Genomic DNA, 15,672 nt, shown 5'->3' on the forward strand with positions numbered 1-15,672 from the left:
ACGTTCTCCGAAGGCCCGTCGGGTTCACCCGGCGGGCCTTCCGCATTCCTGCTCGAAGGCTCCGCGGTCCTACTCCAGGACCATGTCGACGTCCTTCGCGGTCAGCCGGCCGATGACCGTGGTGAGGCCCTCCTCACCCGGGTGGCGGCGGGCGACCGCGGCGTCGTTCTGGACCAGCCGGAAGGGGGTCGCAGCGCCCCACTTCCCGTGCAGGCAGTCCTCCAGAGCGGCCGGGTTCCACCCGAAGTAGCCACCCGGGCCGTTGACCGCCTCACCCAGGGCGCAGAAGAAGGCGTCCAGGTCGGGTGACGTGGCGTCCGTCCAACTGGTGCGCGGCGCCCGGTCAGGCTCGACGCCGAAGGCACCGGGCTGGAGGGTGCTCAGGCTGTGCCCATCGGCGGCCCGTGCGGCGATAGGTGGCGGCCGGCCGCACCGATCCCCGCCCCTCACGCCGCTCCCATCCCGGCCGGCCGGGCTTTCCGGCGGCGGGGCTGCAGGGAGCCCTGTCATCTGGTCGCCCGGCGGTCAGCAAAGCCTCGAACCAGGGCTCGGGCCGGAAACCGATCAGGGTCACCGGTGGCCGGGCGAGCGCCCGGGCGTTCCCGGAAGACGCCGTCGGCCCTGCGGCAGCGGGCAGGAGGGTGTCGTCGCCGAGTGTCAACCGGAACTCCTCGGCCTATGGCGGCTCGGTGTCCGGTTGCAGATGTCGTTCCTGCTGGACCGGCCGGTCAGCTCGACCCGGTCGCCGTCGATCGCGACCACTGTCGCGTCCCACAGCCAGGTGCAGTCGTCGGCGGTGCCACCCAGGACCGGCTCCAGGAAGACGTCATCGAGCAGCCGGCGCGGCGTGGTTACCGGTGCGGAGGGCGAGCTCAGTCGGCGTCCGGGAGACCGATCGCGAAGGCGTCCTCCAGATCGTGCTTGGAGTAGGCACGGAAGGCCACGAACGTCTCGCTGTTGATCACGCCGGGCGTCTTGGAGATGCGGCCCGCGATGACCTCGGCGATGTCGTCGAAGTGAGGCACCCGGACGATCGCGATGAGGTCGACCCCGCCGGCGACCGAGTAGACCTCGCTGACACCCTCCAGCGCGGCCAGTGCTTCGGCCACCTCCGGGATCGAGTCGGTCGCGCAGTCGATGTGGACGATGGCGGTGTTCACCGGCGGGCTCCTCGCCTATGAGGACGGATGCGTCGCGCCCATGCTATGCCGTCGAGAGCCGCTCCCGCATGCGCCCGCCCGATGCCGCTCCGGCCCCGCTTCGATACGGGTGCCGGCTTCGGACGTACCGCAGGAGATCTCAGATCTTGATGGTCAGGCCGGAGGCCGTGCGGATCGCGTCGGTGAGCGTCTCGCCCGCGGCGACACGGGCGCCGGGCAGCAGCACGCAGCGGGTGACCGTGCCCTCGACGAGCGCGCCGGCGCCCAGGACCGAGTTGACGGCGTTCCCGGTGACGTGCGCGGCCGCGTCGGTGAGAGTGCCACCGGCGGCGGCGTGCAGGTTGGCGGCCAGGTAGTCGGCGGCCGTGCCGGTGTCGAGGTAGTGACCCTCGTAGGCGATCAACTCCAGGTCTCCGGCGGCTTCGGCGGGCCTCCAGACGGTACGGACGAGATCGCTGTTCACCTCGGCGAGATCCTTCAGATAGCGCCACGGGATCAGCGAGAAGCCGGCGAAGCGGCGGCCGCTGAATCCGCCGGTGTCACCCGGGAAGCACGGCATCGTCAGCATCCGCACCGTGTCGCCGGACCAGCCCTCCAGCAGGGCCGCGATGTCCTTGCCCGGGTCGCGTGCCGGATCGTGCAGGTAGGCGTCGGCGTTGCCGGCCAGGGCCGCGCGTCCGTCGATCCACGGGCGTAGCCGGGCCAGGCCGCCGGACGTGCCGATGGGGCCGTCCGGCTCGACCGACAGGTGGGCACGGTCGCCGACGTGCGCGACGATCCGGTCGGCCAGGTAGGCGGCGTTCACCGCGACCGACTCGCGACCGGACAGCCCGAGACCGGTCAGGCGGCCCAGTGCGTGATCGAGCAGCGGCAGGTTGCCGACCGGGCACAGGGCTTTCGGCAGCGTCTCGGTGAGCGGACGCAGCCGCCGGCCCTCGCCGGCCGCCAGCACCACCCCGCAGACGGCGGTCACTGGGCGTCGCCGACGGTCGGGAAGGGGGTCTGATAGCTGCCGGCAGGTATCGACGGTGGCAGCTCACCGGCGCGAGGGCCGAGGCCGTAGATGCCGAGCAGCCGCGCCGTCGGCCACGTCAGGTCGGGCAGCCCGTCGATCGGGAACCAGCGCGCCTCCAGCACCTCGCCGCCGTCCACCGCCAGGGGCGTGCTGGACGCCGGGACCGCACCGAACCAGACGGTGTCGACGACGCCGCCGTTCGGGTGGACGATCGCGTTCGGATTGCCGGGCGTCAGATCGCCGGGCTCCAGCCGTACTCCCGACTCCTCGAAGAGCTCGCGGGCCGCGCCGGCCGCGGGCAGCTCGCGGCGCTTGAGGATCCCGGCCGGAAGGCCCCACCCGCGTCCCGGAGGCTGGCGCAGCAGCAGGATGCGCCCGGGGTGCGCCGCCTCCGAATCCCGGATGATCGCGACCGCTCCGACCAGGTACTTCGGTGACACGAAGCGGGCGATGTGACGGCGCATCGGGAGGGGCAGCCCGTAGAAGGCCTGATAGGCGAGGCCGCGGATCTGCCGCTGAATGTTCACGCGCGTAAGGCTAACCGGAGATGCTGAAAGCCTCAGTCCGGGTGGTCGACGAGGGCGATCAGCTGCTCGACCACCGCGTCGGGTTCGAGGCTGCGCTCGCAGACCGCCACCAGCAGCGTCTCCAGGTCGGGGTAGCCGAGCTCCTCGGCCAGCCGGCGCAGCGGCACCTCACTGGCCAGGCCCCGGTCGTGCTTGCGCAGGGTGAGCCCGATGGTGGCGCGGCCGAGGCGGACCTTGTCGGCGATGCTGATGCCCGGCTCGTTCTTCTCGTCGAAGTACCGGTTGATCTGCATCTGCGCCTGGCTCGACTTGACGAACCCGAGCCACTCCTTGCGGGGACCGCGCTGCGAGTTCGGCTCGACGTCGACCTGGCTCTCGGTCTCCGAGAAGATCTCCACGACGTCACCGTCGCGAAGCGGGGAGGAGAGCGGTGCGAGACGTCCGTTGATGGTGGCGGCGAGGCACTGGTCACCGTGACGGGGGCCCAGCTCGTACGCCAGATCGACCGGCGTGGACTGGCTGGGCAACTCGTAGGCGTTGCCGTGCGCGAAGACGGTGATCTGTCCCTCGGCGAGGTCACATCGCAGCGAGTCGAGGAACTGGCCCGCGTCGGTGGTGTCCTGCTGCCAGTCGAGCACCCGCTTCAGCCAGGTGAGCTGGTCGGCGCCTGGTGGCTCGTCCGACTCCTTGGGGTACCGGTAGCTGGTGGCCACGCCGTACTCCGAGTAGCGGTGCATGGTCTTGGTCCGGATCAGGACCTCGACGAGCTTGCCCTCGGGCCCGACGACGGTGGTGTGCAGCGAGCGGTAGAGGTTGTTCTTCGGCGAGGCGATGAAGTCCTTGAACCGGCCGGCGACCGGGCGCCATCGGCCGTGGATCGCGCCGAGGGCCGCGTAGCAGTCGGTGTCCGGCCCGTCCACCACGACCGCGATCCGGGGCAGGTCCAGCGGCACCGGGTGGTTGCCGGCGACCGTGTCCTTCCAGATCGAGTAGTAGTGCCGGGGGCGTGGCGTCACCTCGGCGGTCACCTTCTGGCGGCGCATCGCGGAGCGGGCCTTGTGTGACACGTCGGCGAGGTATTCGTCCCAGCCGGGCCGGTTCTTGACGTGCTCGTCGATGCGGGCGAACGAGTCCGGCTCGAGGTGGAACAGCACCACGTCGTCGAGGTCGCGCTTGAGGGCCTGGATGCCGAGCCGGTCACAGAGCGGGACCAGGACGTCGAGCGTGGCCGTCGCGATCCGGGCGCGGCTCGCGGTGCCGCGGGCGCCCAGGGTGCGCATGTTGTGCAGCCGGTCGGCCAGTTTGATGATGAGGACCCGGACGTCCTTGCCGGCCGCGACGATCATCTTGCGGATCGTCTCGCCCTCGGCGGCCTTGCCGTAGTAGGCCTTGTCGAACTTGGTCACACCGTCGACCAGGTGGGCCACCTCGTGACCGAAGTCACCCTGCAGCGCCTCGAGGGTGTAACTGGTGTCCTCGACGGTGTCGTGCAGCAGCGCGGCGACCAGGGTGGTGGTGTCCATGCCGAGCTCGGCGCAGATCTGCGCGACCGCGAGCGGGTGCGTGATGTACGGATCGCCACTCTTGCGGAACTGCCCGCGGTGCATGCTCTCGGCGATCTGGTAGCTGCGGCGCAGGATCGCGACATCGGCCGAGGCGTGGATGCTGCGATGGGTGCGGGCCAGCTCGGCGACCGGATCGTCGTCGTTGTTCTGAAAGCTCAGCAGCGAGCGCAGGCGCCGGGTGAAGGACGTTTCAGCGGAATTGGCCGGCAGGGCACGACCGAAGGCGGCGCCGTGGCCGGCGTCGACGTCCACCCGGACACCCCCTCACCGATCGTCCACGCAACACACGGTGCGTGGAGTCGCTCCGCGTTCCTGTCGCAAGCGAATCATCAGAGAGGGGCCATCGCCAAGGTAGCGGCCCGCAAATGTGACGAATCATTGCGACGTTTGCGCGTGCCTTACAGCCTAAGCGAGCGAGCGTCATCCGAACGGTCAGTTACCGATAGGCGAACGGACGAGTCTTGGGTCGATGCGGCGGCTTCAGCCCTGGTGAGAAGGCCAGAGAATCGCGCCGCGCCACGAACCGGTGACACCCAGTCGCCCGAGGTTTCCACCAACCGGGTGTCAGGGAGTTCCAGCCACGCCAGGATCCGCTCCGTCTCCTCCGCCGTCGCGGCCGGAACCGGGCCCGGACCGGGCAGCACCGTCTCGGCCGTGAGGCGTGCCGCGTCCAGGGTCGGGCGGGGATGCTCGCGCGGCGGGGACGTCGCCGCGGCCGCCAGCCGACCGTGCCGCACGACGGCGATCTCCCAGCCGCCCCTGTCGTCACGGCGGGCCGCCACCAGCTCGGGCAGACGGGTCAGCGCGTCCAGCCGCTGCATCCGGACCAGCGCGCGGAGCAGCGCGATCAGCCGGGACCGGACGACCGCGGCCTCCTCGTAGCGCTGCTTCTCCGACAGCGCGTCGATGCGGGCCAGGATCGCCGAGATCACCGGCCCCGGATCGCCTGAGGTGGCCGTCCGGAAGGGCAGGGCGGCGCGGAGGTCGTACTCCTCGGGGGTGATCTCGTGCTCGCACGGTGCCGGGCATCGCCCCAGCTCGGCCAGCGCGCACGCCGGCGTCTTGGTGCGCAGCGAGAGCTTGTGGTTGCACTGCCGCAGCGGCACGGCGTCGTAGACCCCGGCCGCGGCCAGCTCGGCCGTGCGCCGCGACGAGAACGGCCCCAGATAGGTGCTGCCGTCCTCCGTCAGCCGCCGCACCACCGACAGGCGTGGGTAGGCCTCCGCGGTGAGCTTCAGCCAGACGACCCTCTCGGGAAACTTCGACCTTCGGTTGTACGGCGGCGCGTGCGCCGCGATCAGCCGGAGCTCCCGGACCTCGGCCTCCAGCGAGTGGGCGCACTCCACGGCCTCCACCCGGACCGCCGCCGTGATCATCTCGGTGGAGATCCGCGACCGCTTCTCGGTGGCCGTGAAGTACGTGCGGACCCGGGTCGCGATGTCCTTCGACTTGCCGACATAGAGCGGCCGGTCGTCGCCGGCCCGGAAGATGTACACGCCCGGAACGTGTGGCAGCCCGTCGGCCAGGTGCCGCTGGCGGCGCTGCGCCGGGGTGACCGCCTTGGCGAACTCGATCGCGTCGCCCAGCGTGTGGACCTTGAAGCTGCCCAGCCGCTCGATCAGCCCGTGCAGCACGTCGACCGTGGCCTTCGCGTCGTCCAGCGCCCGGTGGTTGGGCTGCACCGTGGACCTGAAGAAGTGCGCGAGGGTGCCCAGTTTCCGGTTGGGCACCTCGTCGCGGGTCAGGGCGCGCCGGGCCAGCGCCGCGGTGTCCAGCACGCGTGGGTTCGGCCAGGGGTAGCCGTGCCGGGCGCAGGCCGCCTTCAGGAAGCCGACGTCGTAGGGCGCGTTGTGCGCCACCAGGACCGCGCCCCGCAGGAACTCCAGCAGGGCGGGCAGCACCGTCTCGATCGGCGGGGCCGGCCGCAGCATCGCCTCGGTGATGCCGGTCAGGACGGTGATGAACGGCGGCAGGGGTTCACCCGGGTTGACCAGCGTCGCGAACTCGCCGAGCGGCACACCGGCGCGCACCTTGACCGCGCCGATCTCGGTGATCCCGGCGCCGTCCGCCGCGCCGCCGGTGGTCTCCAGGTCGAGCACCACGAAAGTGGTGTCCGCCAGGGACACCGCCGCCGGATCGACCGAGCCGTCGGCGGACAGCAGCGAGTCCAGAGTGCCCTGCACGTAGGCCGGTTGCGTCACGGGCGGCAACGATAGAGAGGGGGTACGACACAAACCGGGACCGGGGCGCGAAAAGATCACTTGCTCCACTGGGCTAATCCCCGGTGACCGGTGTGAGAATGGGTGGATGTCCGCACTGCTGAACCCCGACGACCGCCCCGATGAGGAGGCGGTGCCGATGGGTGCGGACCTGTCCCTCGAAACGGATATCTCACCCGAACCGGTGCTGCCCGAGGCGGTCCGCCAGCGGATCACCGTGCTGGCCGCAGCGGCCCTGCCGGGTCTGCCGGCCGACGAGATGCCGGTCCCGCTGCGCCGGGTCGCCCGTTTCGCGCCCAACCGCCGGGCCCGCCTCGGTGGCCGTGACATCGCCGCCCAGCTCGTCGCCGACCCGCTGTTCCGGCAGCGCATCGGCGTCCGCATCGTCGCCGACGCGGGCGACCTCGGCGCAGCCGTGACCAGCGGCGTCGCCCCGGCCGCCGCCGACCCGGTCGAGGTCGCGGCCCTCGCCTACCTTGCCCGGCCGGAGGGCTGGCGGGAGCTGATCGGGGCGGCCGGCGACGCCGTCCGCGCCGAGGCCGACAGTGCGGCCGTGGCCGCCCAGGTCCGGGCAGCCGAGCAGCGCGCCGCCCGGGCCGAGCACGACCGTGCCGTCGCCCGCGTCGAGGCCGACAAGCTCCGCGACGAGCTCGCCCGGGTCCGCGAGGAGCTCGGCCAGGTCCGCGAGGAGGCCCGCAGCGCGGCCAAGGCCCTGCGCGAGGCGCAGGCCGCCCAGAAACGCGCCGCCGACCTGCACGCCACCGAGAAGGGCCGGGCCGCGCGCGCAACGCTCGACCACGAGGCCGAGCTGCGCCGTCTGCGATCGCGCCTGGCCGACGCCGAGGCCGCCGCCGCCACCGGCAAGCAGGCCGCCAAGGACGCCCGGGCCGTCGACGACGCCCGCCTCTGGCTGCTGCTCGAGACCATCGGCCAGGCGGCGTCCGGGTTGCGCCGCGAGCTCGCCCTCGGCCCCGCCGACAAGCTGCCCGCCGATTTCGTCGCCGAGACCTCGGCCGACAAGCCGGGCGCCCCCGAGCGGTCCCGTGCCCGGGCCCAGGACACCGACGACCCCGGCCGCCTCGACCAGCTGCTCGCCCTGCCGCGCGCGCACCTCATCGTCGACGGCTACAACGTGACCAAGCGCGGCTTCGCCGACATGTCCCTCGAGCAGCAGCGCAAACGCCTCATCACCGGGCTCGGCGGGATCGCCGCCCAGACCGGCGACGAGATAACCGCGGTGTTCGACGGCGCCGAGCGGGTGCACGGCCTGCCACCGGCGCCGCGCGGGGTCCGGGTGCTGTTCTCGCGCAAGGGCACCACCGCCGACGAGCTGATCCGCCAGCTGGTCCGGGCCGAGCCGCCGGGCCGTCCGGTGGTGGTCGTCTCCTCCGACCGCGAGGTCGCCGACGGGGTCCGCCGGCACGGCGCTTACCCGATGGGCGCGGATTCTCTGCTGCGCCGGCTCGCGCGCTCGTAAAACTGTCATACCCCTCGCATAGCGTGACTGTCACCGATGGTGGCCGGTCCGTTGCTTTCACCGAGGACGTGGCCGACCTCCGATGAGGAGGGGTAATGATCATCGACTGTGGGCGCTGCGCCGAGCGGAGCGTCGATTGCAACGGATGCCTGGTCAGCGTGCTCATGGAGACGCCCGACGGCATCGCCGACCTGACGCCGGGCGAGCTGCGGGCGATCGAGGTGTTCGAGCTGGCCGGGTTCGAGGTGGAGCTGCTCCAGACCCCGCCCCCACCCGTCTTCCTCCCGGCCGACCCGCCCCGCCGTGACGTGGCGTGATCATGAAAGCGGTGGTGTGGCCCCGGCGCCCATCACGGCCGCGACCATTGCGGGCAGCGGCGTCGGCGCGGCGGCTCCCGATCACGAGACACGGACAGATGGTGGCGTACGAGGTGAGCACACTCCCCGGAAGCTCCGACCGAACCGGCCGGTCAGCCGGGAGTGGGCGCGAACTCTAGGATTGGCGATCACAACGCTCGGACCGTTGCCGAATCGGCACCGTTCCGGTCGGCGCCGTTCGCTCCGGCGTCGGCCGCGTCGGCGTCGTCCGCTGCCCGGGTCGCTCCCGGTCGGCGCCTCGCCGGTGTCGGGCTGCTTCGGGCGTACTCTCGGAGGGATTCTGATGTTGGCAGGGGTCGAGCGGTGACTCCGCGGCTCTGGGCGGTCGGCACGCTGGTCGTGCTTCTCGTGGCCCTGATCGGGTACGCGGCCGTGGCCGTCCCGTGGCACCGTGCCCCCGCGCCACGCGCCGACCAGCTCGCCGCCCTCGGCCAGCTGCCCGCCGAGCAGGTGGCCCGCTCCCGCGCCTTCCACGCCGCGCTGCGGCCCGGGTCGTACGCCGGCATGGCCCTGGCCCTGCTGATCGCCCTGCTTCTCGGACTCACCCCGCTCGGCGCCCGCCTGGTCGAGCTGGCCGGCCGTCCGTTCAACGACCACTGGCTGGCCCGGGCCGTCCTCGGCGGTCTGCTCGTCGTCCTGCTCACCGAACTGCTCACCCTGCCGCTCGCGGCCTGGCGGCACACCATCGTGGTCCGCTACGGCATCTCCACCCAGACCTGGGGCGGCTGGTCCGTCGACCTGCTCAAGAGTTTCGGCGTCGGTGCGGTCCTCGGCGGCCTCGTGCTGGCCGGCTTCTTCACCGTCACCCACTTCGCGCCCCGCTGGTGGTGGGCGATCGGCGCGGCGGGCGCGGCCGGGCTCGTGGTGCTGCTCTCCTTCGTGCTGCCGGTGGTGGTCGAGCCGGTCTTCAACCGGTTCACCGCGATGCCCGACGGCCCGCTGCGCACCGAGCTGCTGGAGCTGGCCGCCCGCGACGGCGTGCCGGTCAAGGACGTGCTGGTCGCCGACGCGTCGCGGCGCACCCGTGCGGTCAACGCGTACGTCTCCGGCCTCGGCCCCACCCGCCGGATCGTCGTCTACGACACCATGCTGACCGAGGCCACGCCCGACGAGATCGTCTCGGTGACCGCCCACGAACTCGGCCACGCCAAGGACAACGACGTCCTCACCGGCACGATCATGGGCGCGCTCGGCGCCGCCGTCGCCGTGGTCGCCCTTTACCTGCTCGGCTCCTGGCCATCGCTGCTCCGCCTGGCCGGCGTCGACTCGATCGCCGAGCCACGAGCCATCGGCCTGCTGCTGGCCGTCACCACGATCGCCGGCCTGATCTCGGGCCCGGCCCAGTCCTTCGTGTCCCGCCGCGTCGAGGCCCGCGCCGACACCCACGCCCTCGAGCTGACCGCCGACGCCGAAACCTTCGAGGCCATGCAGCGCCGCCTCGGCACCGTCAACCTGTCCGATCCCGACCCGCCAGCCTGGGAGCACGCCATGTTCGCCTCGCACCCGTCCACCGTGCAGCGCATGGCCGCCGCCCGAGCCTGGGCCCGGGGAGACCGCTGATGGCCATCCTTCCGCCCGCCCCGCCCTCTGTGGTGTCCGGCCTTCGGTCGGTGTCGGCCTTTGCTGTTTCCGGTCTTCGGTCCGGCCCGGTCCCTGTGGTGTCCGGCCTTCGGCCGGTGTCGGCCTTTGCTGTTTCCGGTCTTCGGTCCGGCCCGGTCCCTGTCGTGTCCGGCCTTCGGCCGGTGTCGGCCTTTGCTGTTTCCGGTCTTCGGTCCGGCCCGGTCCCTGTCGTGTCCGGCCTTCTGCCCGCGGGCCCGGTTGCTGCCGCTTCCGGCTCGGTCGGGGGTGTTCGCTGATGGCCCGCACGCTGCTCGTCACGAACGATTTCCCGCCACGGCCCGGCGGCATCCAGCAGTTCGTGCACAACCTGGCGGTGCGTCAGCCCGCCGGTTCGATCGTCGTCTACTCGTCGACCTGGCGCGGAGCCGCCGAGTTCGATGCCGAGCAGCCGTTCGAGGTGGTCCGCGAGAACACCGGCATCCTGCTGCCCACCCCGGCCGTCGCCCGCCGAGCCGCCGAACTGGCCCGAGCCCACGACTGCGACAGCGTCCTCTTCGGTGCCGCAGCCCCGCTCGGCCTGCTGGCCCACGGCTTGCGCCGCAGCTCCGGCATCCGGCGGGCCGTCGGCATCACCCACGGGCACGAGATCGGCTGGGCCGCGCTGCCCGGCGCCCGCGGCCTGCTCCGACGCATCGCCCGCGGCAACGACGTCATCACCTACCTCGGCGAGTACCAGCACACCCGACTGGACAAGGCACTGCACGGCCTGACCGATCTGCGGCGGCTGGCCCCCGGAGTCGACGTCGACAAGTTCCACCCCGGTGTCGACGGCTCCGCTGTCCGCAGACGCCACGGCCTGAGCGACCGTCCGGTAGTCGTCTGCGTCTCCCGGCTGGTGCCGCGCAAGGGCCAGGACATGCTGATCCGCGCGCTGCCCGAGATCCGCCGACGAGTCCCCGGGGCGGCATTGCTGCTGGTCAGCGGCGGCCCGTACCGCAAGACCCTGGAACGGCTGGCCCGCGAGAACGGCGTCGAGTCCGACGTGGTCTTCACCGGTTCGGTCCCGTGGGCCGAACTACCCGACCACTACGCGGCCGGTGACGTCTACGCCATGCCCTGCCGCACCCGCGCCGCCGGCCTCGACGTCGAAGGCCTGGGCATCGTCTACCTGGAAGCCTCGGCGACCGGCCTGCCCGTCATCGGCGGCGACTCCGGTGGAGCCCCCGACGCCGTCCGCGACGGCGAGACCGGCTACGTGGTCGGCGGTTCCGACGTGCCGGCCATCGCCGCCCGCACGGCCGAACTGCTCGGCGACCCCCTCAAGGCGAAGGCGATGGGCGAGGCGGGCCGTGCATGGGTCGAGCGGGAGTGGCGCTGGGAGACCCAGGCCGCCCGCCTGACCACCCTGCTGGCCAGCCTCTGACCCACCACGTCCCGTCTCCGGCTCGGGCGTCGTTTCGCGTCCTTGTCTTCTGGCGTTTCGTCTCTTGTCCGTGCTTCGTTCGGCGTCCTTGTCTCTTGGCGTCTCGTCTCTTGTCCGTGCTCCGTTCGGCGTCCTTGTCTTTCGGCGTTTCGTCTCTTGTCCGTGCTTTCTTTGGCGTTCTTGTCTTCTGGTGTCTCGTCTCTTGTCCGTGCTTCGCTCGGCGTCCTCGTCTTTTGGCGTCCCGTCTGTTGGCCGGGCCTCGGTTCGCGTCCCTGTTTCCGCGCGTCCCATTTCATTGCCCGATATCCAAGCCGCCCCGTTACGTGCCACCCATCTCCTCGCCGCCCCTTACCGGCCGCCCCATCTCCCCTCGCCCGACATTTGCGTGCGCGGCCTGTCGCGGGTGGCGCTGCCTGCCTCCGGCCCGTTGTTCCCACCACCAAGGCGATCACGACGCATCCGCGGCGAGTATCGACACCTACCCGCGCGATCTTGTGATGTTGGGGTTGCTGGCGGGGCGCTATCTCACAAGATTGCCGGGAGGTTGGTGAGGTGTTGTGGCGGGCTGTCGTTTGCCCCTGCCTTTCACCGATCTTGTGATGTTGGGGTTGCTCGCGGGGCGCAAGCTCACAAGATCGCCGCTGGTCGGGCCGTTCGCCTTTGCGAACGTTGAGATTGAAGCCTGTCGATTAGGTGCAACCGCACGAGGTCGGTGGGTTCTGGTCGTGAGACTGATGACCGCGGCCTGCTGGCGCGCGTCCACCCGGAGTCGGGCGACATACGTCCAGCCGCCCGTCAGCAGCGCATGTTGACGGTCAGCTCCTGTGCCCACCTGCCGCTGGAAGAAATGTGGCGACGCAAAGGTAGAAGACATCGAGGGAACGGGGCCGCCGTCCACTTCGAGGCGCAGAGGAATCCGGGGTAGGTAAACGCCGAAGGTACGGTGACAAACCGGACTCCGCGAGAGCGGCCTGCGACGCGACCTCCGAGCGAGAAGTCGCGTTCAGCGAGAAGTCGCGTTCAGCGAGAAGTCGCGTTCAGCGAGAAGTCGCGTTCAGCGAGAAGTCGCGTTCAGCGGAAAGTCGCGTTCAGCGAGAAGTCGCGTTCAGCGGGCAGTCGCGTTCAGCGGGCAGTCGCGGGTCGCGTCCATCGAAGTGGTGTATGATCTGGACTTTTCGGGATTAAAGAGGCGGCCACCGGAGATCCTTCGGATTGCCTAGATCAGAAGGAGAGACCTGCGATGGCCGCACAAGAGAGTCTGGACCTGGCCGGTTTGCTGGACACGCATTTGGAATCGGCGAGCCCTGATGTGCTGAAGTCCCTGGTCAAGGCGTTTGCTGACGCGTTGATGTCCGCCGAGGCCGACGCGGCGGGCGCGCTGCCGGCTCTGGCCGGCTGATTCTTACTGCCAGCCGGCTGGGTTGCTGTGGCTTTCACGGCTGATGGTGGAGCCGGTCTTCGGGTAGGCACCGAAACGATCGTTGTGCAGGTGGGCGAAGAAGTAGCACATCTCCTCGCACTCAGCGTCCATGATCGCCTTTGCGGGGTCAGCCATGACCGCCTCATAGAACACGCGGCCCGCGGCCACGATGAAGCCTCGCGCATACAGGAAGCCGTCGTCCGACCCGTCGGTGAACTCGTGGATGTCCTCGCGGTCGATGTCGTAGAGCTTCCGCTCGAGGACACTGTCGAGAGCGGTCAGTTCGGCCGCGGACAGATCGATGCTGGCCGCTCGGAGCCGCTCGGTGAACTTGTCGAGCCACGCGTCGAGGGCGTAGAGGGACTCCTCGTCCGCGTCCGGCGTGCGGTTGACGAGGTGGTGCCGGATCTCGGCTGGCTCCGGGCCCAGCTCGGCCCAGGCGGACTCGATCAGCTGCCAGAAACGGTCCTCGTCGGCCGGGATGGGGATCTTCGCGCCGGGTGCGTCGGTGGTCATGACCGGGAACGTAACAGCGGGGTCTGACAAAAAGAGAACGACGACGTCTGGCGGAAGAGAACACGCAGACCGGTGTCGGCTCGTGCTCCAAAGGGGTGGATCCGAGATCATGGCCCGTCGTCGAGGGGCCGCGACTGGCGGCCGGTGGCCCGTCTGCGTGGTTGCTCGTGCTGCGGGCCGAGGTCTACCGTTCGGCGGGGCCGCATGTCACAGTCGACCCATGGATCCAGTGGGATTGGTCGCGGTGGCGACGGTGCTGGTCGCGGGCATGGTGTTCGGGCTCTGGCGGCGCCGCCACGACGGGCGGCTGGCGGGTTCGGCGGTCAAGAGCCAAGATCAAGGGATGACTGACGGCGTACGGCTGGAGCCGGCCCTTCTCGCGAAACTCGGAGTGGAAGCGGCCCCGGTCACGCTGCTGCAGTTCTCCACGGCCTTCTGTGCACCGTGCCGGGCAGTGCGCCGGGTCAGCGCCGAGGTCGCGGCCCTGCTACCGGGCGTCCGGCACGTCGAGGTGGACGCGGAGAGCCACCTCGACGAGGTCCGTGAACTGAACATCTGGCGGACCCCGACCCTGTTGATCCTGGACGCCCAGGGCCGCGAGATCCGCCGCGCGACCGGAGTGCCTACCAAGCCACACCTGATCGCCGCCCTGGCGGAGCTGCTGCCCGCCCAGCGCTGAGCCGGGCTGCTCCGCAGCACTGAGCCAGGCTGAAGCCCGTCCGGCGATAGGCCGGCTCGCCGCCGACCCGGCACCATCAGTCCAGCACTGAGTCCGGTCACCGCCTGCCCATCGACGCTCGGCAGGCAGGTCGACCGCTCGGATGGAAGGGCGGGCGGTCATCGGCGCGGGGGAGCAGCGGGCTGGTCGGTGGCTGGGGTGGGGGCGGGCCGGGTCTACCGCCCGGATAGACGGGTGGGCCGATCAGCGGCTCGGGTGGATAGGGAGGGGCCACACCGGCCGCTTCGATCACGGGGCGGTGCCAGGGCAGCCGTGGGGGTCGCCAGGAGCAGCCGTGGGGGTCGCCGGGGCCGGGCTGCGGAGATTGGCCGGGGGCCGGCCGCCTGGAGCCGGGCAGCCCGGGTCAGCCGCGTGGGTCGGTGGGCAGGGCGGCGGCCGGGATCGGGTCGGTGGGCAGCGGGGTCGGGGCCGGGTCGGTGGGCAGCGGGGCCGGGTCGTGGTCGGGAGCGGGCTCGCCGGTTCGGGTCAGGCGCCGTGAACCGGGGACCGCCAGCATGCCGACCGCCGCGATGAGCAGGATCGCCGCGCACACGGTCAGGACCGGGTCGATGCCGTAGCGGTCGGACAGCGGCCCGGCCAGGGCGTTGCCGACCGGCATGGCCAGGAACGACGCCAGGTAGTCCCAGGAGCTGACCCGGCCCAGCGCCCGGTGCGGCACGTTCTCCTGCAGCGAGGTGTCCCAGGCTACGTCGTAGAAGAGCAGGCCGGCGTAGCCGATCACGGCGCCGATCATGATGGCGGCCAGGGTGCCGGGCCAGACGTACGCGAACGCCCACACCGACATCAGCGGCAGGGCCAGCAGGCCGGCAAGGAGCAGGCGGCGCGGCCGGAACCGCATCCCGATCGCCGAGCCGATCACTCCGCCCAGGCCCTCGGCCGCGGCGATCCAGCCGATCGCGTGTGCGCCGCCGAGCCGCTGCATCGCGACCACCTGCACGAGCACCAGGATCACGCCGTTGGCGATGTGGTACGTGGTGGCGCCGAGCAGGTTCGCGAGCAACCAGTCGCGGCTGCGGATCTCCCGCCAGCCGGAGTTCAGCTCGGCCAGCATGGGGGAGCGGGGGCCGCGCGGAGCCCGTACCCGAATCATGGCGGCAGCGACCAGGGAGGCCAGGAAGCTGACCGCATTGATGGTGAAACCGGCCGGCGCGCCGAAGGCCGCGACGGTGATGCCGGCCGTGGCCGGACCGGCGACGCCGCACGCGGACTGCAGCAGGCTGAGGGTGGCGTTGGCCTTCTGGCGCTCCTCGGCCGGGACCAGGAGCGGCTTGAGGGAGCTCATCGCCGGGCTGAAGAAGCTGCCGGCGCCGGCCGAGACGACGGTGAGGGCGCAGAGGCCGGCCAGGTGGTAGCCGCCCGTGGCGAACATGGCGGCGATGCCGGCGGTGGCGGCGAAGCGGATCAGGTCCGAGGCGACCATGACCCGCTGGGGTTGGAGCCGGTCGGCCCAGACGCCGCCGAAGAGAGTGCCGGCCAGGAGCGTGAGGATGTTCGTCGCCATGACGAGGCCCAGGTCGCCCGCGCCTCCGCCGGTGGCGATCACGGCGACGGCGAGGGCGACGGTCTGGAACGCGTTGCCGAGCCAGGAGAGGCCCTGCCCGATGGCGAGCAGGCGGAAATCACGAGTCATGACGGCGAGAGTAGTTCACCGTCTAACTATCGGCAATCTAATAA

The 15,672-nt window shown here is 71.1% G+C and carries 14 protein-coding genes; 6 read left to right on the forward strand and 8 right to left on the reverse strand.

The window, feature by feature from the left end:
- Nucleotides 1-69: 69 nt before the first annotated feature.
- From CLV67_RS52625 to CLV67_RS10030, 6 genes are all read right to left on the reverse strand, one after another.
- A complete protein-coding gene (locus CLV67_RS52625; protein ID WP_239166272.1) occupies nucleotides 70-450 on the reverse strand; it encodes a barstar family protein in 381 nt (126 codons plus the stop codon).
- A 422-nt stretch (nucleotides 451-872) separates the two neighbouring features.
- Complete coding sequence (locus tag CLV67_RS10010) at nucleotides 873-1,160, reverse strand: Lrp/AsnC family transcriptional regulator (RefSeq protein ID WP_106316892.1); 288 nt, start codon at nucleotides 1,158-1,160, stop codon at nucleotides 873-875.
- Nucleotides 1,161-1,299: 139 nt separating this feature from the next.
- Nucleotides 1,300-2,133, reverse strand: coding sequence for a sugar phosphate nucleotidyltransferase (locus CLV67_RS10015; protein ID WP_106316893.1), 834 nt, complete (start codon nucleotides 2,131-2,133; stop codon nucleotides 1,300-1,302).
- A complete protein-coding gene (locus tag CLV67_RS10020) occupies nucleotides 2,130-2,702 on the reverse strand; it encodes an NUDIX hydrolase (protein WP_239166273.1) in 573 nt (190 codons plus the stop codon). The genes CLV67_RS10015 and CLV67_RS10020 overlap by 4 nt, the downstream gene beginning before the upstream one ends.
- Before the next feature lie 32 nt (nucleotides 2,703-2,734).
- Entirely contained in the window at nucleotides 2,735-4,519 is a 1,785-nt protein-coding gene (locus CLV67_RS10025; RefSeq protein ID WP_106316894.1) for a RelA/SpoT family protein, read from the reverse strand.
- Between the two features lie 146 nt (nucleotides 4,520-4,665).
- Nucleotides 4,666-6,468 carry a DEDD exonuclease domain-containing protein gene (locus CLV67_RS10030; protein ID WP_106316895.1) on the reverse strand — a complete coding sequence of 601 codons (1,803 nt, stop codon included), beginning with the start codon at nucleotides 6,466-6,468 and terminating at the stop codon, nucleotides 4,666-4,668.
- 157 nt (nucleotides 6,469-6,625) lie between these two features.
- Here CLV67_RS10030 and CLV67_RS10035 point away from each other — a divergent pair, with 157 nt between their 5' ends.
- From CLV67_RS10035 to CLV67_RS51780, 5 genes are all read left to right on the forward strand, one after another.
- A complete protein-coding gene (locus CLV67_RS10035; RefSeq protein ID WP_239166274.1) occupies nucleotides 6,626-7,963 on the forward strand; it encodes an NYN domain-containing protein in 1,338 nt (445 codons plus the stop codon).
- A gap of 95 nt (nucleotides 7,964-8,058) precedes the next feature.
- The gene (locus tag CLV67_RS10040; protein ID WP_106316897.1) at nucleotides 8,059-8,280 is read left to right on the forward strand and encodes a hypothetical protein; all 222 of its coding nucleotides are present in this window, start codon (nucleotides 8,059-8,061) and stop codon (nucleotides 8,278-8,280) included.
- A 363-nt stretch (nucleotides 8,281-8,643) separates the two neighbouring features.
- Complete coding sequence (locus CLV67_RS10045) at nucleotides 8,644-9,900, forward strand: M48 family metallopeptidase (protein WP_106316898.1); 1,257 nt, start codon at nucleotides 8,644-8,646, stop codon at nucleotides 9,898-9,900.
- Between the two features lie 295 nt (nucleotides 9,901-10,195).
- The gene (locus tag CLV67_RS10050) at nucleotides 10,196-11,323 is read left to right on the forward strand and encodes a glycosyltransferase family 4 protein (RefSeq protein WP_106316899.1); all 1,128 of its coding nucleotides are present in this window, start codon (nucleotides 10,196-10,198) and stop codon (nucleotides 11,321-11,323) included.
- A gap of 1,240 nt (nucleotides 11,324-12,563) precedes the next feature.
- The gene (locus tag CLV67_RS51780) at nucleotides 12,564-12,722 is read left to right on the forward strand and encodes a hypothetical protein (protein WP_170153775.1); all 159 of its coding nucleotides are present in this window, start codon (nucleotides 12,564-12,566) and stop codon (nucleotides 12,720-12,722) included.
- A 3-nt stretch (nucleotides 12,723-12,725) separates the two neighbouring features.
- Here the strand turns inward: CLV67_RS51780 and CLV67_RS10055 are convergent, their stop codons facing one another.
- Nucleotides 12,726-13,259, reverse strand: a complete 534-nt coding sequence (locus tag CLV67_RS10055; RefSeq protein ID WP_106316900.1) for a DUF4240 domain-containing protein — start codon at nucleotides 13,257-13,259, stop codon at nucleotides 12,726-12,728.
- Between the two features lie 220 nt (nucleotides 13,260-13,479).
- Here CLV67_RS10055 and CLV67_RS10060 point away from each other — a divergent pair, with 220 nt between their 5' ends.
- Nucleotides 13,480-13,938, forward strand: a complete 459-nt coding sequence (locus CLV67_RS10060; protein ID WP_106316901.1) for a TlpA family protein disulfide reductase — start codon at nucleotides 13,480-13,482, stop codon at nucleotides 13,936-13,938.
- Between the two features lie 403 nt (nucleotides 13,939-14,341).
- Here CLV67_RS10060 and CLV67_RS10065 read toward each other — a convergent pair whose 3' ends face one another.
- On the reverse strand, nucleotides 14,342-15,628 hold the full coding sequence (locus CLV67_RS10065; RefSeq protein WP_106316902.1) for an MFS transporter: 1,287 nt from the start codon (nucleotides 15,626-15,628) through the stop codon (nucleotides 14,342-14,344).
- Between the last annotated feature and the right edge of the window lie 44 nt (nucleotides 15,629-15,672).

Source organism: Actinoplanes italicus, assembly GCF_003001815.1.
In the GTDB taxonomy this organism is placed as follows: Bacteria; Actinomycetota; Actinomycetes; order Mycobacteriales; family Micromonosporaceae; genus Actinoplanes; species Actinoplanes italicus.

Excerpts from the sequence above, each read along its gene's own strand:
- CLV67_RS10035 (WP_239166274.1), top strand. The coding sequence starts at position 6,626 with ATGGGTGCGGACCTGTCCCTCGAAACGGATATCTCACCCGAACCGGTG.
- CLV67_RS10040 (WP_106316897.1), top strand. The coding sequence starts at position 8,059 with ATGATCATCGACTGTGGGCGCTGCGCCGAGCGGAGCGTCGATTGCAAC.
- CLV67_RS10050 (WP_106316899.1), top strand. The coding sequence starts at position 10,196 with ATGGCCCGCACGCTGCTCGTCACGAACGATTTCCCGCCACGGCCCGGC.
- CLV67_RS51780 (WP_170153775.1), top strand. The coding sequence starts at position 12,564 with ATGGCCGCACAAGAGAGTCTGGACCTGGCCGGTTTGCTGGACACGCAT.
- CLV67_RS10055 (WP_106316900.1), bottom strand. The coding sequence starts at position 13,259 with ATGACCACCGACGCACCCGGCGCGAAGATCCCCATCCCGGCCGACGAG.
- CLV67_RS10060 (WP_106316901.1), top strand. The coding sequence starts at position 13,480 with ATGGATCCAGTGGGATTGGTCGCGGTGGCGACGGTGCTGGTCGCGGGC.
- CLV67_RS10065 (WP_106316902.1), bottom strand. The coding sequence starts at position 15,628 with ATGACTCGTGATTTCCGCCTGCTCGCCATCGGGCAGGGCCTCTCCTGG.